Below are 22,817 nucleotides of genomic sequence, written 5' to 3'. Positions count from 1 at the left end.
TCGCTGCAGGCAAACACGCCACTCCGAACAAAGGAAAATGATCATGACACGCTTGCAGAACAAGACAGCACTTATCACTGGCGGCACCAGCGGCATCGGCCTTGAAACGGCCCGCCAATTTATAAGCGAAGGCGCACGCGTCGCGGTCACCGGCACCAACCCTGCCACCATCGAAAAGGCGAAAGCTGTGTTGGGTGATGATGTGCTTTACATCCGCGCCGATGCCGGAAACGTTGCATCGCAGAAAGAAATTGCTGACCAGATCGCCGCAAAGTTCGGCAAACTCGACATCCTCTTCGTTAACGCAGGTGTGGCTGAATTCCGCACCATGGACCAATGGGATGAAGCGGCCTTTGATCGCTCGGTCTCGGTCAATGTCAAAGGCCCGTTCTTCCTGGTGCAGGCGCTGCTGCCTGTTTTCAGCAACAAAGCCTCCATCGTGCTCAATACCTCGGTCAATGCCCATATCGGCATGCCAAATTCCAGCCTCTATGCGCTGACCAAGGCAGCGCTGCTGTCACTGTCTAAGACATTGTCGGGTGAATTGCTTGGCCGTGGCATCCGCGTTAATGCCGTTAGCCCCGGCCCGGTTGAAACCCCACTGCATGAAAAGTTCGGACTGGATGACGCTGGTAAAAAAGCCATGGCTGACTCGATTGTCGCGCAGATCCCGCTCGGACGATTTGGCCATGTTGCAGAAATTGCCAAGGCCGTTGTTTTCCTGGCATCCGATGAAGCAAGTTTTACGGTTGGCGCGGAACTGATTATCGATGGTGGCATGATTACCCTGTAACGCTTGGCCACTCTCAGCCCTGATTTTCCCGGGGTGGATGCGATCGCTCCGGGAAACAGCATTGACATCAAGGCATAGGCCACGCATTTTCACGCCATGATCACAAACGCAATCATCGTGATGCTCAACATCGTGACCACCGGCACCCCGGCGGGCATAGGATTGTTGACGCGTTAAACCGATCATCCATCCAGCCCTGCCAAAAAGAGCAGGGTTGATGAAACACCTGCTCTCCGGTCCCAAAATAGGAGAACAGGCATGCCGCCAGCCCAAAACCAAAACCTTGACTATGCTGATTTCGACCGTTCCGACATCACGGTACGGGCAACCCGTCTGGATGATGCGGCTGCGATCACCGAAATCATGAACCTGCCCGGCGTTCGCCATGGCACCTTGCGGCAACCATTTCAAAGCGTTGAGAAAACCCGCAAATTCATTGAAAGCGCCTCCCCCAACGATATCCAGATTCTCGCTGAATGGCGTGGCAAGATCATTGGCAATGCTGGCCTTCACCGCAAGGTGGGCCGACAGCTTCACGCGGCTTCGCTTGGCATTGGCATTCACGATGATTTCGCCGGCAAGGGCGTCGGCTCGGTCCTGTTATCAGCCCTGATCGACGCTGCCGACAACTGGCATGATATCCGCCGTATCGAACTGAGCGTCTTCACCGACAACACGGCCGGAATTCATCTCTACGAAAAATTCGGCTTTCAGCACGAGGGCATCCTTAGGCAATACGCCTTTCGCAATGGTGAATATGTCGATGCCTATATGATGGCGCGCCTGCGCGGTTGAAGACAATGCCGCTGCACTGACTGACATGGTCGCAGCGGCACCCGCCGCTCACCCACCAATCAGCGCCAGCCACTCATCCTCATCCATGGTCTGGATACCAAGCTCGACAGCCTTTGCGAGCTTGGAACCGGCACCGGGACCAGCCACCAGAATATCGGTCTTTTTCGATACCGAACCCGCCACCTTCGCACCAAGGCTTTCAGCGCGGGCTTTCGCCTCATCGCGGGTGAATTTCTCCAGCGAGCCGGTAAACACTACCGTTTTGCCGGAGACCGGACTGCCCTCGGTCGATGGCTTTTCGGCCTCCTTGGGCTGCAGCTCGGCAATCAGCTCGTCGATCACTTTCAGATTGCGCGGTTCCTTATAGAACTCGACAATCGAACGGGCGACAACCTCGCCAATACCGTCAATGCTGTTGAGCTCGGCCCATGCCTCACCCGTCAAGGGTGCCGCGGCCTTCATCGCCTCTTCAAAATGTTGGTAAGTGCCGTAAGACCGCGCCAGCAGCTTTGCTGTGGTTTCACCGACGTGGCGAATGCCAAGCGCAAAGATCAAGCGGTGCAGGTCGATTTCACGACGCACATCAATGGCATCGAACAGCTTCTTGACGCTGACCTTACCGAAACCGTCGATATTTTCGAGCTTGGTCAGGTGAGACCCTTCCTGACGTTTTTTCAGCGTGAAAATGTCAGGCGCCGTCTTGATCGACAATGCAGGGTCGTCGCTTTCAAAAAAGAAATCGATCTGCTTGGTGCCAAGCCCCTCAATGTCGAAGGCATTGCGTGACACGAAATGTTTGAGATGCTCCACGGCCTGCGCACGGCAAACGAAACCGCCGGTGCAACGGGTCACCGAATCGAGTTTACCAGTCTTTTCATTGCGTTCACGCACAGCATGGCTCTTGCACACCGGGCAGGTCTGCGGAAACTCGTAAGGCACCGCATCCGCGGCCCGTTTTTCAGGGATGATATCCAGCACCTGCGGAATAACATCGCCGGCGCGCTGCACGATAACGGTATCACCGACGCGGATATCATGCCCGACCGGGCGAATACGTTCGCCGCTATTGCCGATACCTTCGATGTAATCCGCATTGTGTAGCGTGGCGTTGGTCACAACCACACCACCCACCGTTACAGGTGTCAGACGCGCCACTGGTGTCAACGCGCCCGTGCGACCAACCTGAATATCGATGCCCTCGACAATGGTGAAAGCCTGTTCTGCCGGAAATTTATGGGCAGTGGCCCAGCGTGGACTGCGTGAGCGGAAACCAAGACGTTCCTGCAGATCAAGACTATCGACCTTGTAGACCACGCCATCGATATCATAATCGAGATTGGGGCGTTCAACGCCGATTTCACGATAATGCTCAAGCAGTTGTTCAATGGAATTGATTCGACGCATCAGCGGATTGACGGGAAATTTCCACTCCCGGAATTTTTCCACGATGCCATATTGTGTGTCGGACAAACGCGTCGCCTGCCCACCATTGGACACCTCACCCAGTGCGTAGGCAAAGAACCGCAACTTGCGTGCCGCCGTTACCTTCGCATCAAGCTGGCGCAGTGATCCGGACGCCGTGTTGCGCGGGTTCACATAGGTCTGTTTGCCTTCGGCCTCCATCTGGGCGTTGAGCGCCAGAAAGTCGCTCTTGGCCATATAGATTTCGCCGCGCACCTCAACCACATCAGGTGCACCAGCAGGAAGCGTATTGGGAATTTCAGAAATGGTCAGAATGTTGGCTGTGACATTTTCACCAGTTGTGCCGTCACCACGGGTGGCCGCCGTTTTCAGCCTGCCGTTTTCATAGCGGATCGACATCGAAAGACCGTCGATTTTTGGCTCCGCGGTGAAGGCAATCGAGTTATCCGGCAGTCGGCCCAGAAAACGATAAACCGAAGCAATAAAGTCCTGCACATCCTCGTCGGAAAACACGTTGTCGAGCGATAGCATAGGCCGCGCATGCACAATCGGCGCAAATGTCGGCAGTGGTGCAAATCCAACTTTTCTCGATGGACTGTCAGCCCGGACCAGTGTCGGAAACGCCACCTCTATCGCGTCGTTACGACGCTTCAGCGCATCATAATCCGCATCGGAAATCTCCGGTGCATCCTTGCCATGATAGAGCGCATCGTGCCGCGCGAGCTCTGCGGCGAGATAGGCAAGCTCGGAAGAAGCCTCAAGTTCGGTCAGTTTATCAACCGCGGTCAGTTCGTTTGCCATGGATGCCTCGCGCATGAATCTGCAACGCTTTTAGCGAATTATTTCGGCATGCAAAACCATCGCTTTGCAAAACACAGGAATAGATTATCCTGAAAATCCGGATCGATACAGAACCGGAGACACCAATGGAATTTACCACGCTTCTCGCCTTCGCCGCCGCATTTTTTGTCTTCGCAGCCAGTCCCGGCCCCGACAATATGACCATCATCGCTCGCACGATCACCCATGGCGCGGCATCCGGTTTCGCCTATGGTGCAGGCACCGTTGTCGGCATTCTGATGTTTTTGACTTTGGCCGCCTTTGGCCTTTCCATTCTTGCCAGTGAAATGAGCATGGTGATGACCGTTCTGCGTTATGCCGGTGCGGCCTATCTGGTGTGGATGGGCATCAGACTGTGGACAGCAGAACCTGTTGTTCCACAGTTGCAGCCAACTGCCGGCCAGCGTGGCCTGCTGCCGGTTTTCATGACTGGTATTGCCCTAAACCTCGGCAACCCGAAAATGCCGCTGTTTTATGTGGCTCTGCTTCCCAACGTGGTTGGCGCATCCCTGACACTCGATCACCTTGCGGCACTTGCAGCCATCGTCATTGCGGTAGAGATTATCGTGATCGGTGGCCATGTGGCACTTGCCGTGCGGGCTCGCAGGCTGTTACGCCAACCTCACATCGTACGGCGGGTCAATCGCACCGCTGGCTGCGTCATGATCGGTTCGGGCATCTTCGTCGCGACAGCGCGCTAACAGGGGTAGTTTCAGCATGAGCAAGACGATGACCATCAGCACGGACACGATGCGCATCCTGCAACCCTATCCAGACATCTATGCCTATTACGATGGCCGGATGAACAAGCGCCTTTATTCGCCGGAACCGAACTGGCTGGATGACGGTGCCTACACGCTGGGCACCGCCTCCTATGCCATCGTCTCAGAAGGCCATGCACTCGTCTATGATACGCATATGTCGCTTGATCACGCCCGTTTCATCCGCAACCATCTGCAAAGCCTTGATGTCAGCGAAATCACGGTGGTGCTCAGCCACTGGCACACCGACCATATTGCCGGAAACGAGGTGTTTGCCGATTGCGAGATCATAGCGCTGGATTTGACCGCAGATACCATGGCGAAAAACCGTGAGGCTCTTGCCAAGCGAAATCCGCCGATCTCGCCGGTGATCATGCCGACACGCACCTTTAAGACTACGCTCGGCCTTCAGATCGGCAAACGGCTCGTGGAGATGCACCACTTCGATATTCACAGCGCCGATGGCAATGTGCTGTGGCTACCGCACGAAAAAATCCTGTTTGCGGGCGACACGCTGGAAGACACCGTGACCTATATCTCAGAGCCCGAACATATCGCCACCCATATCGAAGAACTGAAGCGTCTGCGCCAATGGCCAATTGCCAGAATTCTTCCCAATCATGGCCTTGAGCAGCGTATCGCCGAAGGAGGTTATGCACCGGAGCTGATTGACGCCAACCAAGCCTATCTGGAACGCCTGACCGGCCCGAATGGCCTGGCACTGGCCGGCAAACAAACGCTGAAGGAGTTTGTGGCCCCGGAACTTGCTGAGGGCGCAATTGTCTATCACGCCGATTACGAAGAGGTTCACCGTCACAATATCGATGCTGTCAGGAAGATACGGGCCCTGTAGGGCCCGTTTGATGACGCTGGTCGCTTCTTAGTCCTTGGCGGCCAGAAGACGGGCTGCAGCTGCCCTCGCCTCATCCGTAACAGAGGCACCCGCCAGCATACGGGCGATTTCCTCGGTGCGGTGCTGCGGTTCCATCGTTGCCACCTTGGTGGCAATCCGCTCGGTGCCATCACCCGTCGGTCCCTTGGAGATCAGCAGATGTGTCGCCGCACGTGCCGCCACCTGCGGGGCATGGGTAACCGACAGAACCTGAACGGTTTTCGACAATCTGCGAAGGCGCTGGCCAATCGCATCAGCAACTGCACCACCCACGCCGGTATCGATTTCATCAAACACCAGTGTCGGCGCAGAACCACGATCTGCCAGAGCAACCTTGAGAGCCAGCAGGAAGCGCGAAAGTTCACCACCCGACGCCACCTTCATGATCGGCCCTGGCCGTGTGCCGGGGTTGGTCTGCACGTGGAATTCAACCACGTCGATCCCTTCGGCTGTCGCCGCCTCGGCATCGGTCGTGACTTCAACGCTAAAACGGGCGCGTTCCAGCTTGAGGGCGGGCAGTTCTGCCATGACAGCGTCCGAAAGCGCGCTGGCTGCAGTGTGCCGCTTGTGCGACAGCGCAACGGCAGCCTGATCGAAATCGGCCTTTACCAGATGCAGATTTGCTTCGAGCCTTGCCAGCGTTTCCTCACCGGCATCAAGCTCGGCAAGATCAGCCACCATCTTTTCGGCCAAGGCAGGCAGCTCGATCACCGGCACGGAATATTTGCGACCCGCTGCACGCAGCGAAAACAACCGCTCTTCAACACGCTCCAGCTCACGCGGATCAAACTCCGTGCGGCGCAGCGCGGCTTCCACTTCGGTTTGCGCATTGGAAAGGTTGTCCAGTGCTGCATCCAGCAACTGCACCGTATCTTCCAAAAGACCCGGCGCTTCGTGGCTCTTGCGCTCCAGACGACGCATCATCGATGCGATCATCGGCACAGGCGACGCGTTGCCATTTAAAAATTCGCTGGCTTCGGCAATATCACCGGCAATCCGCTCAGACTTCTGCATGACGGCGCGGCGTTCCGCCAGCTCGTCTTCCTCGCCGTCCTGCGGCGAGAGCTTTTCAAGCTCTTCGACAGAAGATCGCAAAAATTCAGCCTCACGGGCCGCCGCTTCAACCTTGGCGCGGTGCACTTTCAAACCGCGTTCGGCATCTTTCCATTTGCGGTAAAGTCCCTGTAGCGACAAGGCCTCGTCACTCAAGCCTGCAAAGGCATCGAGAAGCGCGCGGTGCGCATCTGTGTCGACTAGCGCGCGGTCATCATGTTGGCCGTGTATCTCGACCAGCAGCACGCCCAGCTGGCGCATCATCTGCACGCTGACTGCCTGATCATTGACATAGGCTTTGGTGCGGCCATCAGCGGATTGTACGCGGCGGAAAATCAGATCGCCGTCGTCATCAAGGCCATTTTCTCGCAAGAGAAGTCGTGCCGGATGGTCGTTTGCCAGTTCGAAGGTTGCAGTCACCTGCCCCTTATCCTCACCATGACGTACAAGGCCACCATCCCCTCGCCCACCAAGGGCAAGAGACAGACTGTCCAGAAGAATGGATTTACCGGCACCCGTTTCACCTGTTAGCACCGACAGGCCCGCCTCGAACGCAAGATCGAGCCGTTCAATCAGGACGATATCCCGGATCGATAACTGCGTGAGCATGGGTTACACCCTCAGATCAAACGCCAAGAAGCTTGAGGCCAGCCTTGGAAATCCACGATCCCTTGTTCTCGCGTGGCTGAAGTCCGCCGGACTGCAACAGCTTGAACGAATCGGCATACCATTGGCTGTCCGGATAGTTGTTGCCCAGAACCGCAGCGGCGGTCTGTGCTTCGTCCGTCAGACCCATTGCATAATAGGATTCGGTCAGACGCGCCAAGGCTTCTTCGATCTGGTTGGTATTTGGATATGTCTCGACCACAACGCGGAAGCGCTTGATGGCGGCCAGATATTCCTTGCGCTCAAGGTAATAACGGCCGACCTGCATTTCCTTGCCGGCCAGCTGGTCGCGTGCAAAGCGGATCTTCGCCTGCGCATCGCTGACATATTCCGAATTCGGATAATCATTGACCACCTTGGACATCGCTTCGATGGTGCGGGCAGCAGCGCGCTGGTCCTGCGTCACGTCAACGATCTGCTTTGAATAAGCCAGGCCGACCAGATACTGAACGTAAGCGGAATCTTCAGAACGCGGATATTGCTTGAGGTAACGGTTGCCTGCTGCAATGGCTTGCTCGTTACGGTTCATACGGGTGCTGACGAATGTCTGCATCACCAGAGCCTTGCGGCCCCATTCCGTAAACGGATGTTGTTTGTCAATCGCTTCGAACTTGCGCGATGCTTCGGTCATGTTGCCGGAGTTCATGTTGGCGAGACCCTGCTTGTAGAGTGTCTCAGCCGATTCGCTTTCGAAACCAAGTTTGGTGATGTCGATATCTGGGTCCGACTGGCATGCGGTCACGAGCGTTGCAGCCCCGGCCAGCAACATCGATACAAGCGCGACCCGAACCGTTCTATTCATTGCACCAGACCCTACATGCTTCATTATACAGATCCCATTTCGCGCAAATACATCAACATCAGCTTTGCACTGGCGTTTCTAGCCATAAAAGCGTCGGTAGAGCAACGCAATGATGACGCATTAACGCATTTTTATGGCGTACCACTTTGACGAGGACGAATATTTCCTGTTTTTCAGGTCAAAAGACGCCGCGTTTTATTCCCTCACCTGCACATTTTCTTGTCGTCGCTTCTGAGTCGCGACTGGTTCCACCAAGCGGATAAAATGTGAACAGTGCCATGCATTTTCATAGAAAAAAGCCGCATCCAGAGGACGCGGCTTTCAAAATCTTCAATCACGAAATCAGGCAGACCAAGGCGACACGTCAGCAACATTGACGCGGACAAACTCGGCGGCGCGCACGCGCTGGCTGCGGGAAACCGGAGCTTCTACAATTTCATAGGCGGTCGGATCGCTGAGCAGCGCCTTGAGCGCATTGGCGTTGACCTTGTGGCCACCACGGTAGGAACGGTAGCAGCCAATGAACTGCGCACCGGCCAGTGCCAGATCCCCAACAGCGTCCAGCGTCTTGTGACGAACGAACTCGTCCTTCTCGTAACGCAGGCCTTCCATATTGATGACAGTGTGGTCATCGGAAATCACTACGGAGTTCTCAAGCGACGAACCGAGTGCATAACCGGCCGCCCACAGACGCTCCACATCACGCATGAAACCGAAAGTACGGGCGCGAGACAGTTCCTTGGTAAAGGTTTCTGCAGTCAGATCGCCAGCCCAAGTCTGACGGCCGATCAGCGGCGTATCAAAGTCGATCTCAACTTCGAACCGCGTGCCGTTGTATGGACGGAACTCAGCCCAGGATGAACCGGCGTCGATACGAACCGGCTTCAAAACGCGGATATAACGGCGCTTTACGCCGAGATTGACGATGCCAACCTGCTCGATAGCTTCGATGAACGGGAACGAGCTGCCATCCATGATCGGCGCTTCGGGACCATCAACTTCAACAACCAGGTTGTCGAGGCCAAGCGCATAGATCGCGGCCATGACGTGTTCGATGGTGGCAATGGACTGTGTCTGCGAGCGGCCAAGCACCGTGCAGAGATCGGTGTTGCCGACATTGGCGGAAACAGCCTTGATCTCGGTGATATTGCCGTTGTCGTGATGACGCTGGAAAACAATGCCGGTACCGGCTTCAGCCGGATGGAAGGTCATGGAAACCGGATTGCCCGAATGAACGCCAATACCGGAAATCTGCGCAGCAGCGGCGATAGTCGTTTGAAAACCAAGCAATTCGATACTCATTCACATGTGCCTTGTCTAACGGGAACCAAAACGTCAGGGGTTCGGCTCCCCAATTCCAAATTGAGGAAACATACGGTTTTCCTCACAACTTGCAGTCATACATACGTATGGTCAGGCCACATAACAAATCACTGTTTCTTTCGCATTGTTACAAGTTTAAGAAATTGATAAATCGACATCTTTCTTCACATTTGGAAACAGTTTGTAACAAAAAACCCGGGCCTTTCGGTCCGGGTTTGATGTTTAGAAGAATCGCATCTGATCAGTTCGACTGACGGCGCAGGAACGCCGGAATTTCCAACTGGTCGTCTTCGTGCGAGCTTGCAGCCTGCGGTGTGACACGACCCTGATTGTCGAGCTGGCCACGACGCGGTGCGTACAGGCTTGCCTCAGCGGAAAGCTGACGGCGCTGCTGTGGAGCAAGCGATGGTGCGTCCATCAACTCGGAAGGAACGTTGTCGTCTTCTTCACGACGTCCCAGCGAGTTGGTGATGCGCTTCAACAGACCCATCGGGCCACGCTCTTCCGGAACCGTCGATGCCGGATGCGCAGTGCGGTGGTCCATTTCAGCCTTCACGACCGGAGGAAAGTCCTCGATCTTTGGCATGCGAACCGGCTCTACATGGCGAGGTGCCGCTGCAACCGGTTCATGGTGCACAGGTGCCTGTGGCTGCTGCATGCGTGGTGCAGCAACTGGCTCAGGTGCGTGGTGGGCCTGTGGTGCAGGTGCGGCCTGAACTGGAGCCTGACGAACAGGTGCAGGTGCTGGAGCTTCAACCGGAGCAGAAGCAAACAGCTTGCTCTGCGGGCGGAATTCAGCTTCTGCCTGTGCCTGGCGCAGCTGCTGTTCAGCAGCTGCCAGAGCCAATTCGCGTTCCATTTCGACTTCAGCCGTACGGATGGTCTGTGCGATTGGGTCAATCGCCTTAGGGGCCTGCATGACGGGGGCAGGCTGAACTGCGGCCGGAGCCGAAGCAACGGCCGCCGAAGGACGGATAAGGGGCTTTGCAGCAGCGGCCTGCGCCAGGTACTGGTCGTTCTGGCCTGCAACGCGGTCGATACCGGTCGCAACAACAGACACGCGGATGAGGCCTTCGAGCGCTTCGTCGAAGGTCGCGCCGAGGATGATGTTTGCATCCGGGTCGACTTCTTCGCGAATACGGGTCGCAGCTTCGTCCACTTCGAACAGGGTCATGTCGCGACCACCGGTGATGGAGATCAGCAGGCCCTGTGCACCCTTCATGGAGGTTTCGTCCAGCAGCGGGTTGGCAATAGCGGCTTCAGCAGCCTGCATTGCGCGGCCTTCGCCGGAAGCTTCACCCGTACCCATCATCGCACGGCCCATTTCGCGCATGACAGAACGAACGTCAGCGAAGTCGAGGTTGATAAGACCTTCCTTCACCATCAGGTCGGTGATGCAGGCAACGCCCGAATAGAGAACCTGGTCGGCCATTGCGAAGGCATCCGCAAAGGTGGTCTTGTCGTTGGCGATGCGAAACAGGTTCTGGTTTGGAATGACGATCAGCGTGTCGACCGACTTCTGAAGCTCCTGAATGCCCTGTTCGGCAAGGCGCATACGGCGCTGGCCTTCAAAGTGGAACGGCTTGGTCACAACGCCAACCGTCAGAATGCCCTTGTTGCGAGCAGCCTGTGCGACGACAGGAGCTGCACCCGTACCGGTACCACCGCCCATACCAGCAGTAACAAAGCACATGTGTGTTCCGTTGAGGTGATCGACGATTTCATCGATGCACTCTTCAGCAGCAGCGCGACCGACTTCCGGCTGCGAACCAGCGCCGAGACCTTCAGTAACCTGAACGCCCATCTGAATGATGCGTTCGGCCTTGGTCATCGTCAGGGCCTGTGCGTCCGTGTTAGCCACAACAAAATCAACGCCCTGAAGACCAGCCGAGATCATGTTGTTTACGGCGTTGCCACCACCGCCACCAACACCGAATACGGTGATGCGAGGCTTCAACTCGGTGATATCAGGCTTATGCAGCTGTATCGTCATTGTCACATTCCTTCTTTGTCTTGGCCGCATCGCCACGCTGGCCGATTCATTACAACTCTTTACACACCTGCTCCGGCACCACGCCGGTTCAGGTCAAAAACTTTCTTTCAACCACTGCCCTACCCGGGCAATCCGTCCGCCACTTGTGCCGAACGGAGAAAACAGCCCGCCTTGTGAGGCATGTACTTCCGCGTCCGCGATCTGCGGATAAATCATCAGGCCAACCGCCGTCGAAAATGCCGGACCCTTGGCTGCAACCGGCAGACCGGAAACACCAAGCGGACGACCAATACGCACGTTACGGGCTAGAATGCGGCGCGCCGTTTCCGGCAGACCGGTTAGCTGGCTTGCGCCACCGGTCAGAACAACGCGCTTGCCGACAATCGGGCTGAAACCGGACTTCTGGATCCGGTCACGAATCAGTTCCAGGGTTTCTTCGATACGGGCACGCACGATGCGCGTGACCAGAGCGCGGGAAACCTGTGACGGTTGATCGCGGTCATCCTCGCCGATTGGCGGGATCGAAATCATGTCACGTTCGTCTGCACCATTGGCCAGGGCAGAACCGTGAACCACCTTCAGACGCTCGGCGTCCTCGATGCGGGTGGACAGGCCGCGTGCCAGATCGGTGGTGACGTGGTGGCCACCAAGACCGATTGCGTCGGTGTGAATGAGACGGCCTTCAGCGAATACCGAAATCGTCGTGGTGCCGCCGCCCATATCGATGGCTGCGCAACCCAGTTCGACTTCATCGTCAACCAGTGCAGCAAGACCACTTGCGTAAGGAGTCGCAACCATGCCCTCGACCGACAGGTGAGCGCGGTTGACGCACAATTCGAGATTTTTCAGCGCCGAACGTTCTGCGGTGACAACATGCATGTCGACGCCGAGAAGATCGCCATACATCGACAGAGGATCACGGATGCCACGCTCGCCATCCAGCGAATAACCTGTTGGCAGGGAGTGCAGGATTGCCCGGTCCTGACGCAGCGACTGCTGGCTCGCGGCAATGAGAACCTTGCGCAGATCGCCTGCTTCGACTTCCTGGCCACCCAGATCAATACTTGCGGTATAGATGTCGCTGGCCAGACGGCCGGCCGATACGTTGACGATCAGGCTGTCGACTGTCAGGCCTGCCATACGCTCGGCTGCATCGACAGCCAGACGAACGACGCCTTCAACGGCATCCAGATCGGCGATGACACCGGACTTCACACCGCGCGAACGCTGGTGGCCAATGCCGATGATTTCAACCTTGTGGGTACGACCCGGCAGCACTTCTGTTTCCTGACGTGGCGTCAGACGACCGATCATGCAGACGATCTTGGTCGAGCCGATATCCAGCACGGAAACGACATGTGACCGCTTGGAAGAAAGCGGTTTAAGGCGCGGCAGTCCAAAATGGGAAGAACCGAAAAAGCTCATATGTTCCCCGCTTTCTTGAGCGCCTTTTCACGTGCCGTAACGGCGGCCTCACGGCGCTCGGTTGCGGCTTGCGTTAACTGAATGGTGGTGCGATCGGAAAGCCGCAAATCGATTGCTGCGATGTCGCGTGACATAACCTGCTGTTCAGCATCGAGACGCGACAGCAAATGCAAGGCCTTGGCGACATTGACTTCTGGCAGCTTGATGATGATGCCGTTGTTCAGGTGCAGGTCCCAGCGACGACCGGAGATGCGAACATAGGCCTTGACCTTGCTGCGAATTTCCGGCCAGGCGTCCAGCTGCTCCATGAAGCTTGCAGCGCCGGTTTCTGCGTCACGACCAACGAACAGCGGCAGGGCTGCAAATTTATTATCACGCAGCGGTGCAATCACGCTGCCGTTCTTTTCGATAAGCGACAGCTCGGAACCGTGCTGCCAGATACCGAATGCATCGCGCTCCTTGAGACGGATCTCGATGGTGCGCGGATAGATCTTGCGCACATCAACATCTTCCACCCACGGCAGATCAGCCAGACGGCGGCGCGCTGTGTTGACATCCATAGCAACAAGCGAGGTCGTACCGTCGAGGCCGAGCAGCTGCAGGATATCGATTTCGGAGGTCTGCGCGTTGCCGGAAACCTTGACGTCTTCGATGGCAAAACCGGCAGCAGATGTGGTTGCCTGCGCAACGGTCTGCGTGTGGCCACCAAGCGACATGCCATAGAGACCGGTGGCTGCAAAAAATGCGATTGCGGAAATCGTGCCTGTGTGTGCGGGAATGTTGACGCGGCCCGTTGCGAGGCTGACACAAAAGCGCACGACGCGACGCAGCGGACGAGGCAGCACGATGCGCTCGTCAGCGGCAGGAGCGAACTGCTCCACCCGGCGTCTGTTTGCTTTTTTGCCACCGATCATCGCGAACACGAAGCGTCCTCCACCATCCAGCGGACGAATTGACCAAACGTTAAACCATCATGAGCTGCCATTTCCGGCACGAGAGAGGTTGGTGTCATGCCAGGCTGAGTGTTGACCTCAAGCCAGATAATCTCACCATCCTCAGACAGACGGTCATCGTAACGAAAGTCTGACCGGCTCACTCCACGGCACCCGATTGCCCGGTGCGCCATAAGAGCCAATGATTGTATTTTTTGGTAAATTTTCGGTGAAATTTCTGCAGGAATGACATGTTTCGAGCCACCCGCGGCATACTTCGCATCATAATCGTAGAAGCTGTGTCCAACCGGCACCACCTCAGTGACACCAAGCGCACGATCGCCCATGACACCACAGGTCAGCTCACGACCGGGAATATAACGTTCAACCATCACCGCATCACTGTAACGCCATTCAGATGACGTCAGGACCTGCGGAGGATGGGATTGATCCTCTTTGACGATCACAACTCCGAAACTGGAGCCTTCACGAACAGGCTTGACGACATAAGGCGGCGCCAGCGGGTGTTCATTGGTGAAATCAAAACGGTTCATCAGGCGCGCTTCGGCAACCGGCACGCCAGCAGCGGCAGCAACTTTCTTGGCCTGCCCCTTATCCATGGCAAGAGCAGACGCAAGCACACCGGAACCGGTGTAAGGAATTTGCAGATATTCAAGAATGCCCTGAATGGTGCCATCTTCGCCAAAAGGGCCGTGGAGAGCATTAAAGACAACATCAGGATTAAGGCGCGACAGCACGGCCGACACATCACGATCGACGTCGACGCGAGTGACCTCGTAGCCTTCGGCTTCAAGAGCAAGCGCACACGCCTCACCTGAAGAAAGGCTGACCGGCCGCTCCGATGAAAAACCACCCATAAGGACAGCGATATGTTTGCCGCTCATTTAAATCCCCGACATCAAACGTTTCTCTGACGCCACTAACGACCGCCTTACGCCCAAATTCCGGCACTGATTCTCTCAGTACCATCCACTGAACCACTTAAGAGCCATTAAGGTTAATGAAGCGTTTACTTTCGTTAACCAGCGCACCTTCCATGCGGTTTTTTAAACATGAATCATTCAATGTTCGGATTAATGCCTTAGAATCAGAGAGTTGCACTAAATGCAATATGTCTGGGTCAAAAAAAGCAAAAATGAGACCATGTTTCGCTTCAGGACAATCGTTAACAGGCAAGCCTCAAACCGTTAAGATTCAGGCTTATCCACAACTCATGGATGAACATGACAAGATCCAGAAATTTTGCGACGCAACATTGGGCGTCATTTTCGCCTTTCAAACCGGCTTTTCCGCCCTCAAAATGCCTCCAGGAACACCATAAAGCCGGGCAAAAACGCTTATATGATCAAAAAACAATGCTATTTTAAATTTTATTGCGCTTGCAGCATTCCATATTTGCGAAAATTGCGTTAACGCAATCACGCCGTTCAAGGCAATCTCAACACTTGAAGCGTATGTGCCTGTGCCCGAAAGGCCGCACGGCGCTTTGATACAATGGAACCAACACAATGACCGACGCGATATCCCGTGTATCGCCGACCGCTGACATTCCGAACGATGTAAAGACAAATTCGCCTGCACGAGTTCTTACTGCCAGCGTGGTCGGCACGACCATCGAGTTCTTCGACTTTTACGTCTATGCGACAGCCGCAGTTCTCGTGTTCCCAACGCTATTCTTCCCCAACAATGACCCGATGACGGCACTGCTGGCTTCTTTTGCCACGTTCTCCATCGCGTTTTTCGCGCGGCCGCTGGGCGCCGTTGTATTCGGCCACTACGGCGACCGTGTCGGCCGCAAGACAACACTTGTTGCCGCACTTCTGACCATGGGTATCTCCACCGTCATTATCGGCTTGCTGCCGTCCTATGAGACTGCCGGCATCATTGCGCCGTTGCTTCTGGCGCTGTGCCGTTTCGGTCAGGGCTTTGGTCTTGGCGGTGAATGGGGTGGTGCCGTGCTTCTTGCAACGGAAAATGCACCTCCTGGCAAGCGTAGCTGGTACGGCATGTTCCCGCAGCTTGGCGCGCCAATCGGCCTGCTGCTCTCTTCTGGCGTGTTCTGGATTCTGCTGCACTTCATGTCGCAGGAAGCCCTGCTGAGCTGGGGTTGGCGCATTCCGTTCGTCGCATCGATCATTCTGATTGCTGTTGGTCTGTGGGTTCGACTGTCGATCACAGAAACACCGGCCTTCCAGAAGGCGATCGATCAGGAAGAGCGCGTTGCCGTTCCGGTTGCTGAACTGTTCCGCAACCACAAGCGCAGCCTGGCGCTCGGCACATTCGTTGCTCTGGCAACATTCGTGCTGTTCTACATCGGTACCGCCTACTTGCTGTCCTACAACGTTAAGGTTCTGAAAATCCCGTTCCTCGACGCTCTGGAAGTGCAGATCCTCGGCTCTATCGTGTTTGGTATCTTCATTCCGTTCGCTGGGAAGCTCGCAGAGCGTTTCGGTCGTCGTGAAATCCTGATCCTGACCACTGTGCTGATTGGCGCATTCTCGTTCCTGCTGCCCGGCCTGATGAGCGGTGGCGAAGGCTCGATCTTCCTCTTTGCAGCTCTCGCCATGGCACTGATGGGCATGACCTACGGTCTGATCGGCACTGCACTTGCAGCACCCTTCCCGACAACCGTGCGCTACACAGGCTCGTCGATCACCTTCAACATGGCCGGCATCTTCGGCGCCTCGCTGGCACCATACATCGCCACATGGCTGCAGGTGAACTACGGCATGGCCTATGTCGGTTATTACCTCTGCGCCGCAGCGGTCATCACGCTGGCCTGCATTTTGCTGTCACGCAAGAACGAAGTCTGATCCTGAATCAAACTGACAACAAAGCCCGCGAAGTCGCTGACTCCGCGGGCTTTTTCTTTGAGTGAATCATCACATGAACCACAGCGATGTCACGACAACATCAATACACGCACTGGCAAGACACCCCTCTCCCCAGAAACAAAACGGCCGGGTGATAAACCCGGCCGTTCTTAAAATATTGAAAGCGTTTGCGTCAGGCGGCATCAGCCACCGAGGAAGGGCTCGACTTCACGGCCCGGCATGAACAGGCCAAGGCGCTTGATTTCCCATTCCAGCTGAATGCCAGAGTGCTCACGCACACGACGGCGAATGGTCTCGCCGAGATATTCCAGATCATAGCCGGTCGCATTACCGGTATTGATCATGAAGTTGCAGTGCAGCGACGACATCTGCGCGCCACCGATTACCAGGCCACGGCCCCCAGCCTCGTCAATCAATTCCCATGCCGAATGGCCTTCTGGGTTTTTGAAGGTCGAACCACCAGTCTTTTCGCGGATCGGCTGAACAGTCTCACGATGAAGACGCACGGCATCCATATCTGCACGAATTTTTGCTCTGTCTTCAGGATAGCCTTCGAAAAGCGCATCCACAAAGATCAGGCCTTCCGATGCGCTGGAGTGGCGATAGGTGTAACCCATCTCCTCATTCGAAAGCGTGTGGATATTGCCCTGACGGTCAACCGCACGCACTTCCACAACGCGCTCGCGGGTTTCGCCGCCATTGGCACCAGCATTCATGCGCAGCGCACCACCGATTGAACCGGGAATGCCGTAATAGAAATGGAAACCACCGATACCATTGTCCATGGCCATCGCGGCAATATGCTTGTCCGGGCAAATAGCACCAGCGCGAATGCGGTTTTCGCCGGCCAGTTCAAGATTGCCAAAACCCTTGGCGGAAAGACGCACGACAACGCCAGGAATGCCGCCGTCACGCACCAACAGGTTGGAGCCAACGCCAACAACCGTCAGCGGCACATCTTCCGGCAGCAGTTTCAGGAAGGTAACAAGATCATCCACATCGTGAGGCTGGAACATAAGCTCCGCAAGACCACCTGCCCGGAACCACGTAACGCGGTCCATCGGCGCATCCGGCGTCAGGCGTCCACGCAGTTCATTCACTCCCTCGCCGAGCCTTCCCAGCAGCTTAACCCCATCCACCTGTTTCATGCAGACTTTCCTGATATGCTTTCCAGTTCAGAAGGCAGCGACGCCGCCCATTGCGTAATATTACCAGCACCCAACAGAACCACGAAATCACCGGGATTCGCAATGCCTGCGATCAATTTGGCAAGTTCATCCTTGGAAGGCAAAAACCGCGCATCACGATGTCCTGCCGCCTTGATGGCCGAAATCAGAGCTTCGGAGTTTGCGCCTTCGATTGGATCTTCGCCCGCCGCATAAACCGGTGCAAGGATAATCGTGTCTGCATCATTGAAGCAATGCGCAAAGTCGTCAAACAGGCTGGAAAGACGGCTGTAGCGGTGCGGTTGGTGCACGGCGATGATACGGCCCTTGCAGGCTTCACGCGCAGCTCTGAGCACCGCCTTGATTTCTACCGGGTGATGACCGTAGTCATCAAACACCTGAACGTCGTTCCAGGTGCCGGTCAGCGTGAAGCGACGCTTTACGCCACCAAACGAGGCAAGACCCTTCTTGATGTTTTCTTCCGAAATACCGAGACGGTTGGCCACGGCAATGGCCGCGCAGGCGTTCGACACATTGTGACGGCCTGGCATTGGCAGGACAAGATCCTTGAAGGTAAAGATCTTGCCGGTACGACGACGGCGGATTTCAACGTCGAAAATGGAACGCGTGCCATCAATGCGGACATTGGAGAAACGCACGTCGGCCTGCGGGTTTTCACCATAGGTGACAACCTTGCGGTCTTCGATCCTGCCCACCAGCGCCTGAACCTCTGGATGGTCGAGGCACATGACGCCAAAACCGTAAAACGGCACATTTTCCACGAACTGGCGGAAAGCGGCACGCACGGCATCAAAATCACCATAGTGATCGAGATGCTCAGGATCGATATTGGTCACCACGGCCACATCGGCCGGCAGTTTCAGGAATGTGCCGTCAGACTCATCAGCCTCGACAACCATCCACTCACCTTCACCCATACGGGCATTGGTGCCGTAAGCATTGATGATGCCGCCATTGATAACGGTCGGGTCCAGCTCACCGGCTTCCAGCAGCGTCGCGACCATCGATGTGGTCGTGGTCTTGCCATGCGTACCGCCAATGGCGATTGCATTACGGAAGCGCATCAGTTCTGCCAGCATTTCCGCACGACGTACAATCGGCAAATGCTTTTCGCGGGCAGCAATCAGTTCCGGATTGTTCTTCTTGATCGCAGTGGAAACCACGACCACTTCGGCCTCGCCAAGGTTTTCAGCGGTGTGGCCGACAAACACATCGATGCCCTTTTCGCGCAGACGCTGCACATTGGCGCTGTCTGACTGGTCAGAACCCTGAACCTTGTGGCCGAGATTATGCAGCACCTCGGCAATGCCGCTCATGCCGATGCCACCGATACCGATGAAATGAACAAGACCTATGGCTTTTGGCATCTTCATGGATGCTCTCCTTCAATTTTCTTTTTAAATTCGGCAATGGAACCACCCTGCGCAAGCGTTTCCACCATATCGGCGAGAACCGAGGCCGCATGCGGTTTGCCGGTTGCCTTGGCAGCAGCGGCCGTCGTAGCCAGCCGCTCCGGTTGTATCAGCGCGTCTGCCAAAATGGTCGACAGCTTCTGCGGAGAAAGTTCGGATTGCTTGATAACACTTGCGCCACCAGCACTAGCAAGGGCGGCAGCATTGGCGGCCTGGTCATGATCAAGCGCATGCGGATAAGGCACCAGCACCGAAGGTCGGCCAATCACCGACAGTTCCGATACGGTTGAAGCACCTGACCGGCTGATCACCAGATGGGCAGCGCCGATCCTTTCGGCCATGTCGCCAAAAAACGGCGAAACATCGGCCTGCACGCCAAGCTTGGCATAGGCGGCAATGACGTTGTCTTTGTCTTCCGGGCGTGCCTGCTGGGTCACTGAAAGGCGTGAACGCTTCTCATCTCCCAAAAGGCAAATGGCAGCCGGAATGGCGGCAGCGAAAAACTGCGCGCCCTGGCTTCCACCAAACACAACAAGCTTGAACGGCTCGGTGTTTTCCGAAGGGTCATAGGCAACATTAGCCGCCTCGAGGACTGCAGGCCGAACCGGATTGCCGGTTGCCACGGTCTTGTTGGCATATTCACCACGATCCGACGGCAGGAAACCACCGGCAATTGCCTTGACGCGTTTAGCCAGCGCCTTGTTGGCGCGGCCCATCACGGCATTCTGTTCATGCAGCATCGATGGAACGCCAAGCCCCGTGGAGGCGAGCAGCGGCGGAACGGTGGGGTAACCACCAAAGCCAACCACGGCCACCGGCTTCAGTTTCGTGATGAGGCGTCGTGCCGCGCGAAGACCGGTCCACAGCTTCAACAGTGAACGTGCTACCGCAATCGGATTTTTCGAACCGATCGTCGCAGATGGCACGACATGGATTTCATCGGCTGGAAACTTGCCGGCATAGCGTTCAGCGCGGCTGTCGGTGACCAGATGCACCTGATAGCCACGCGCTTTCAGCTCATAAGCCAGAGCCTCTGCCGGAAACACATGACCGCCGGTTCCCCCGGCGGCGAGCAGCACAATACCTTTGTTCATTCATATTACTCCGCGGGCACTGCCCCTACGCGGAAAAAGCTGCGCTCCTGCGCACGTTTTTCCGGCCTGTGGCGCGTCAATGCCAGAAGGAAACCGGCGGTGACGCTGATTGCCATCATTGATGAACCACCATAGGAAATCAGCGGCAATGTCATACCCTTTGCAGGCATGAGTTCAAGATTAACGCCGATGTTGATCATCGACTGAATGCCGATCTGCAAGACAAGACCAGCCACAGCAAAGCGGGCGAAATCGTCTTTTTCCTTAAAGGCATGAGACAGACCGCGCAGCACGATGAAGGCAAAAATCACCACTAGAACCATGCAGAACAGAATGCCGAATTCTTCTGCCGCAACGGAGAAGATAAAGTCGGTATGGCTGTCCGGGATGATGCGCTTGACCACGCCTTCACCCGGGCCCTGACCGAACCAGTTGCCGCGGATGATCGCCTCACGGGCGGTATCCACCTGGAACGTGTCACCTTCACCGGTCAAAAAGCGGTCGATACGACCGGCCACGTGCGGGAAAACGAAATAGGCCGATATGAAACCGGCAACACCCAGACCGCCAAGCAGGATGATCCACAGCCATGGCACGCCGGCCATGAAGAACATGCCGCCCCACACCGCGCTGGTCAGGATCGTCTGACCAAAGTCAGGCTGGGCAATCAAAAGGGCTGCAACAACACCGAAGGTGATGATGGCAAACAGGTTGCCTGGAATTTCCGGATGGCGTGCCCGTTCGGCAAACAGCCATGCGCAGACCACCACAAAGGCCGGCTTCATGAATTCGGACGGCTGGATCGAAAATGTGCCTACGGAAATCCAGCGGCGCGCACCCTTCACTTCCATGCCGAAGAACAGCGCAAAAATCATCATCAGCAGTGACGCGATCAACATGATGATCGCGACACGGCGGATTTGACGCGGCGACAGGAACGACAGGCCGACCATGATTGCAATCGACGGCAGGATAAATACCGCGTGTCGTTCAACGAAAAAGAAGCTGGTGAGGCCGATACGCTCAGCCACCGCCGGAGATGCCGCGAAGGAAAGCATCAGGCCGATGCCCATCAGCGCAATGAACGCGGCCAGGAAAAATCGGTCAATGGTCCAGAACCATTCGGCAACCGGACCTCGGTCAATACGGCTTACCATAGCGTCAGTTTCCCTTTCCAGAACCAATCAGCATTGTCACGCCGTCAAGAGCAGCGACATGTGCAACGAACGCATCACCACGCACTTCAAAGTTCTTATACTGGTCGAAGCTTGCGCAAGCCGGTGATAACATCACGACATTGCCGGTATTTTCGTCTTTTTGCGCATCTGAAGCAGCGTGTTCGACAGCTTTGTCCAGAGTGCCTGAAATTTCATAAGGAACCGTATCCCCCAGCGTCGCGGCAAATTCGGCCGCCGCCTCACCAATCAGGTAGGCTTTTGCAATGCGCGGAAACAGGCTGGACAGGCTGGAGATGCCACCGGATTTCGGCAGGCCACCGGCAATCCAATAGATGCGATCATAGCTCGACAGTGCCGGAGCTGCCGCATCGGCATTGGTCGCCTTGCTGTCATTGATAAAGGAAACGGACCCGCGGCGCGCCACCGGCTGCATGCGATGCTTGAGGCCGGGGAATGTCTTCAAGCCTGCACGAATGTCATCGGCACTGACGCCGACGGCAAGGCAGGCCGCAATCGCAGCCGCCGCATTCTGCGCATTGTGACTGCCGCGCAATGTCTGGATGCCATCAAGATCGACAAACAGCGACGACGTGCCCCCCTGCGCCAGCATGATCTGGCTGTCCTGCGCATAAAGCCCTTCTGCCACAACATTGCGTTTGGAAATGCGCTGCACCTTGACACCAGCCCGTTCAACCCGGTCGGCAATCAACGCGCAGTAACTGTCATCAACCCCGATAATGGCGGTATTGCTGCCAGCAACCAGCCGCTCTTTCACTTCACCATAATGCTGCATGGTGCCATGACGGTCGAGGTGATCGGGTGTCAGGTTGAGGAGAAGACCGGCTGTCGGGTTTAGCGTCGGAGTAAGATCGATCTGGTAGGAGGAGCACTCTACGACGTAGTAACGTTCCGCCTTTGGCGGATCAAGCGTCAGCACGGCGGTACCGATATTGCCGCCAAGTTGCGTGTCACGGCCGCTCGCGCGCAGAATATGGGCGATCAATGCCGTGGTGGTCGATTTGCCATTGGTACCCGTAATGGCGATGAACGGGCAATCGGGCGAGTGCGCTCGGCGCTCACGCACGAACAGTTCCACGTCGCCAATGATTTCGACACCGGCAGCGCGCGCCAGCTCAACCGTCCAGTGCGGTTTGGGGTGTGTCAACGGCACGCCGGGAGCAAGGACAAAGGCCGCCAAAGACGGCCAATGAACAGTTCTGAGATCCGCAACGGTTATGCCTTCGGCCGCCGCCTTGGCTGTACTGTCGGGATTGTCGTCATAAGCAACGACATCAGCCCCGCCAGCAACCAGCGCCTTTGCGGTGGCAAGGCCGGAACCGCCCAGACCGAACAGAGCGGCCTTGCGACCTTTAAAAACCGTAACAGGGATCATG

Annotated in this window: 19 protein-coding genes; 5 read left to right on the top strand and 14 right to left on the bottom strand. The window is 56.2% G+C overall.

What is annotated here, in order from left to right; translation table 11 throughout:
• Positions 1–43 precede the first annotated feature (43 nt).
• Both IB237_RS10255 and IB237_RS10250 read left to right on the top strand, forming a co-directional pair.
• Complete coding sequence (locus tag IB237_RS10255; RefSeq protein WP_192488527.1) at positions 44–793, top strand: SDR family oxidoreductase; 750 nt, start codon at positions 44–46, stop codon at positions 791–793.
• Positions 794–1,051: 258 nt separating this feature from the next.
• On the top strand, positions 1,052–1,588 hold the full coding sequence (locus IB237_RS10250) for a GNAT family N-acetyltransferase (protein ID WP_192488526.1): 537 nt from the start codon (positions 1,052–1,054) through the stop codon (positions 1,586–1,588).
• A gap of 48 nt (positions 1,589–1,636) precedes the next feature.
• On the opposite strand, the gene ligA is transcribed toward IB237_RS10250, so the two are convergent.
• The gene (gene ligA / locus IB237_RS10245; protein WP_192488525.1) at positions 1,637–3,811 is read right to left on the bottom strand and encodes an NAD-dependent DNA ligase LigA; all 2,175 of its coding nucleotides are present in this window, start codon (positions 3,809–3,811) and stop codon (positions 1,637–1,639) included.
• A gap of 125 nt (positions 3,812–3,936) precedes the next feature.
• Here ligA and IB237_RS10240 point away from each other — a divergent pair, with 125 nt between their 5' ends.
• On the top strand, positions 3,937–4,551 hold the full coding sequence (locus IB237_RS10240; protein WP_192488524.1) for a LysE family translocator: 615 nt from the start codon (positions 3,937–3,939) through the stop codon (positions 4,549–4,551).
• 16 nt (positions 4,552–4,567) lie between these two features.
• A complete protein-coding gene (locus IB237_RS10235) occupies positions 4,568–5,464 on the top strand; it encodes an MBL fold metallo-hydrolase (RefSeq protein WP_246787784.1) in 897 nt (298 codons plus the stop codon).
• A gap of 27 nt (positions 5,465–5,491) precedes the next feature.
• On the opposite strand, the gene recN is transcribed toward IB237_RS10235, so the two are convergent.
• The 8 genes from recN to IB237_RS10195 form a co-directional block, all read right to left on the bottom strand.
• A complete protein-coding gene (gene recN / locus IB237_RS10230; RefSeq protein ID WP_192488523.1) occupies positions 5,492–7,165 on the bottom strand; it encodes a DNA repair protein RecN in 1,674 nt (557 codons plus the stop codon).
• A gap of 16 nt (positions 7,166–7,181) precedes the next feature.
• Complete coding sequence (locus IB237_RS10225; RefSeq protein ID WP_192488522.1) at positions 7,182–8,048, bottom strand: outer membrane protein assembly factor BamD; 867 nt, start codon at positions 8,046–8,048, stop codon at positions 7,182–7,184.
• Positions 8,049–8,366: 318 nt separating this feature from the next.
• Positions 8,367–9,326, bottom strand: a complete 960-nt coding sequence (lpxC, locus tag IB237_RS10220; RefSeq protein WP_192488521.1) for a UDP-3-O-acyl-N-acetylglucosamine deacetylase — start codon at positions 9,324–9,326, stop codon at positions 8,367–8,369.
• A gap of 262 nt (positions 9,327–9,588) precedes the next feature.
• On the bottom strand, positions 9,589–11,340 hold the full coding sequence (gene ftsZ / locus IB237_RS10215) for a cell division protein FtsZ (RefSeq protein WP_192488520.1): 1,752 nt from the start codon (positions 11,338–11,340) through the stop codon (positions 9,589–9,591).
• Between the two features lie 93 nt (positions 11,341–11,433).
• A complete protein-coding gene (ftsA, locus tag IB237_RS10210; RefSeq protein WP_192488519.1) occupies positions 11,434–12,765 on the bottom strand; it encodes a cell division protein FtsA in 1,332 nt (443 codons plus the stop codon).
• Positions 12,762–13,679: a cell division protein FtsQ/DivIB gene (locus tag IB237_RS10205; RefSeq protein ID WP_192488872.1), complete on the bottom strand. Its 918-nt coding sequence runs from the start codon at positions 13,677–13,679 to the stop codon at positions 12,762–12,764. Before IB237_RS10205 ends, ftsA begins: the two co-directional genes overlap by 4 nt.
• Positions 13,676–14,602, bottom strand: a complete 927-nt coding sequence (locus IB237_RS10200; protein WP_192488518.1) for a D-alanine--D-alanine ligase — start codon at positions 14,600–14,602, stop codon at positions 13,676–13,678. The genes IB237_RS10205 and IB237_RS10200 overlap by 4 nt, the downstream gene beginning before the upstream one ends.
• Before the next feature lie 391 nt (positions 14,603–14,993).
• Positions 14,994–15,149 carry a hypothetical protein gene (locus IB237_RS10195; protein WP_192488517.1) on the bottom strand — a complete coding sequence of 52 codons (156 nt, stop codon included), beginning with the start codon at positions 15,147–15,149 and terminating at the stop codon, positions 14,994–14,996.
• Positions 15,150–15,226: 77 nt separating this feature from the next.
• On the opposite strand from IB237_RS10195, the gene IB237_RS10190 reads away from it, so the two are divergent.
• Complete coding sequence (locus IB237_RS10190; RefSeq protein ID WP_192488516.1) at positions 15,227–16,531, top strand: MFS transporter; 1,305 nt, start codon at positions 15,227–15,229, stop codon at positions 16,529–16,531.
• 203 nt (positions 16,532–16,734) lie between these two features.
• Here the strand turns inward: IB237_RS10190 and murB are convergent, their stop codons facing one another.
• From murB to murD, 5 genes are read right to left on the bottom strand one after another with little or no spacing between them, the layout of a single operon-like run.
• Complete coding sequence (gene murB, locus IB237_RS10185; RefSeq protein WP_192488515.1) at positions 16,735–17,700, bottom strand: UDP-N-acetylmuramate dehydrogenase; 966 nt, start codon at positions 17,698–17,700, stop codon at positions 16,735–16,737.
• Positions 17,697–19,112, bottom strand: a complete 1,416-nt coding sequence (murC, locus tag IB237_RS10180) for a UDP-N-acetylmuramate--L-alanine ligase (protein ID WP_192488514.1) — start codon at positions 19,110–19,112, stop codon at positions 17,697–17,699. Before murC ends, murB begins: the two co-directional genes overlap by 4 nt.
• On the bottom strand, positions 19,109–20,245 hold the full coding sequence (murG, locus tag IB237_RS10175) for an undecaprenyldiphospho-muramoylpentapeptide beta-N-acetylglucosaminyltransferase (protein WP_192488513.1): 1,137 nt from the start codon (positions 20,243–20,245) through the stop codon (positions 19,109–19,111). Before murG ends, murC begins: the two co-directional genes overlap by 4 nt.
• A gap of 5 nt (positions 20,246–20,250) precedes the next feature.
• Entirely contained in the window at positions 20,251–21,402 is a 1,152-nt protein-coding gene (gene ftsW / locus IB237_RS10170; protein WP_192488512.1) for a putative lipid II flippase FtsW, read from the bottom strand.
• Between the two features lie 4 nt (positions 21,403–21,406).
• Positions 21,407–22,816: a UDP-N-acetylmuramoyl-L-alanine--D-glutamate ligase gene (gene murD / locus IB237_RS10165; RefSeq protein ID WP_192488511.1), complete on the bottom strand. Its 1,410-nt coding sequence runs from the start codon at positions 22,814–22,816 to the stop codon at positions 21,407–21,409.
• Position 22,817: the final 1 nt, after the last annotated feature.

The sequence above is a fragment of the Agrobacterium sp. AGB01 genome (assembly GCF_014851585.1).
Taxonomy (GTDB): domain Bacteria; phylum Pseudomonadota; class Alphaproteobacteria; order Rhizobiales; family Rhizobiaceae; genus Agrobacterium.
Note: the sequence above shows the minus strand (reverse complement) of the source record. Positions and strands in the feature narration are given on the sequence as shown.

Bases quoted from the DNA above. Each gene is read 5' to 3' on its own strand.
- IB237_RS10255 (WP_192488527.1), top strand. From the start codon at position 44: ATGACACGCTTGCAGAACAAGACAGCACTTATCACTGGCGGCACCAGC.
- IB237_RS10250 (WP_192488526.1), top strand. From the start codon at position 1,052: ATGCCGCCAGCCCAAAACCAAAACCTTGACTATGCTGATTTCGACCGT.
- ligA (WP_192488525.1), bottom strand. From the start codon at position 3,811: ATGGCAAACGAACTGACCGCGGTTGATAAACTGACCGAACTTGAGGCT.
- IB237_RS10240 (WP_192488524.1), top strand. From the start codon at position 3,937: ATGGAATTTACCACGCTTCTCGCCTTCGCCGCCGCATTTTTTGTCTTC.
- IB237_RS10235 (WP_246787784.1), top strand. From the start codon at position 4,568: ATGAGCAAGACGATGACCATCAGCACGGACACGATGCGCATCCTGCAA.
- recN (WP_192488523.1), bottom strand. From the start codon at position 7,165: ATGCTCACGCAGTTATCGATCCGGGATATCGTCCTGATTGAACGGCTC.
- IB237_RS10225 (WP_192488522.1), bottom strand. From the start codon at position 8,048: ATGAAGCATGTAGGGTCTGGTGCAATGAATAGAACGGTTCGGGTCGCG.
- lpxC (WP_192488521.1), bottom strand. From the start codon at position 9,326: ATGAGTATCGAATTGCTTGGTTTTCAAACGACTATCGCCGCTGCTGCG.
- ftsZ (WP_192488520.1), bottom strand. From the start codon at position 11,340: ATGACGATACAGCTGCATAAGCCTGATATCACCGAGTTGAAGCCTCGC.
- ftsA (WP_192488519.1), bottom strand. From the start codon at position 12,765: ATGAGCTTTTTCGGTTCTTCCCATTTTGGACTGCCGCGCCTTAAACCG.
- IB237_RS10205 (WP_192488872.1), bottom strand. From the start codon at position 13,679: ATGATCGGTGGCAAAAAAGCAAACAGACGCCGGGTGGAGCAGTTCGCT.
- IB237_RS10200 (WP_192488518.1), bottom strand. From the start codon at position 14,602: ATGAGCGGCAAACATATCGCTGTCCTTATGGGTGGTTTTTCATCGGAG.
- IB237_RS10190 (WP_192488516.1), top strand. From the start codon at position 15,227: ATGACCGACGCGATATCCCGTGTATCGCCGACCGCTGACATTCCGAAC.
- murB (WP_192488515.1), bottom strand. From the start codon at position 17,700: ATGAAACAGGTGGATGGGGTTAAGCTGCTGGGAAGGCTCGGCGAGGGA.
- murC (WP_192488514.1), bottom strand. From the start codon at position 19,112: ATGAAGATGCCAAAAGCCATAGGTCTTGTTCATTTCATCGGTATCGGT.
- murG (WP_192488513.1), bottom strand. From the start codon at position 20,245: ATGAACAAAGGTATTGTGCTGCTCGCCGCCGGGGGAACCGGCGGTCAT.
- ftsW (WP_192488512.1), bottom strand. From the start codon at position 21,402: ATGGTAAGCCGTATTGACCGAGGTCCGGTTGCCGAATGGTTCTGGACC.
- murD (WP_192488511.1), bottom strand. From the start codon at position 22,816: ATGATCCCTGTTACGGTTTTTAAAGGTCGCAAGGCCGCTCTGTTCGGT.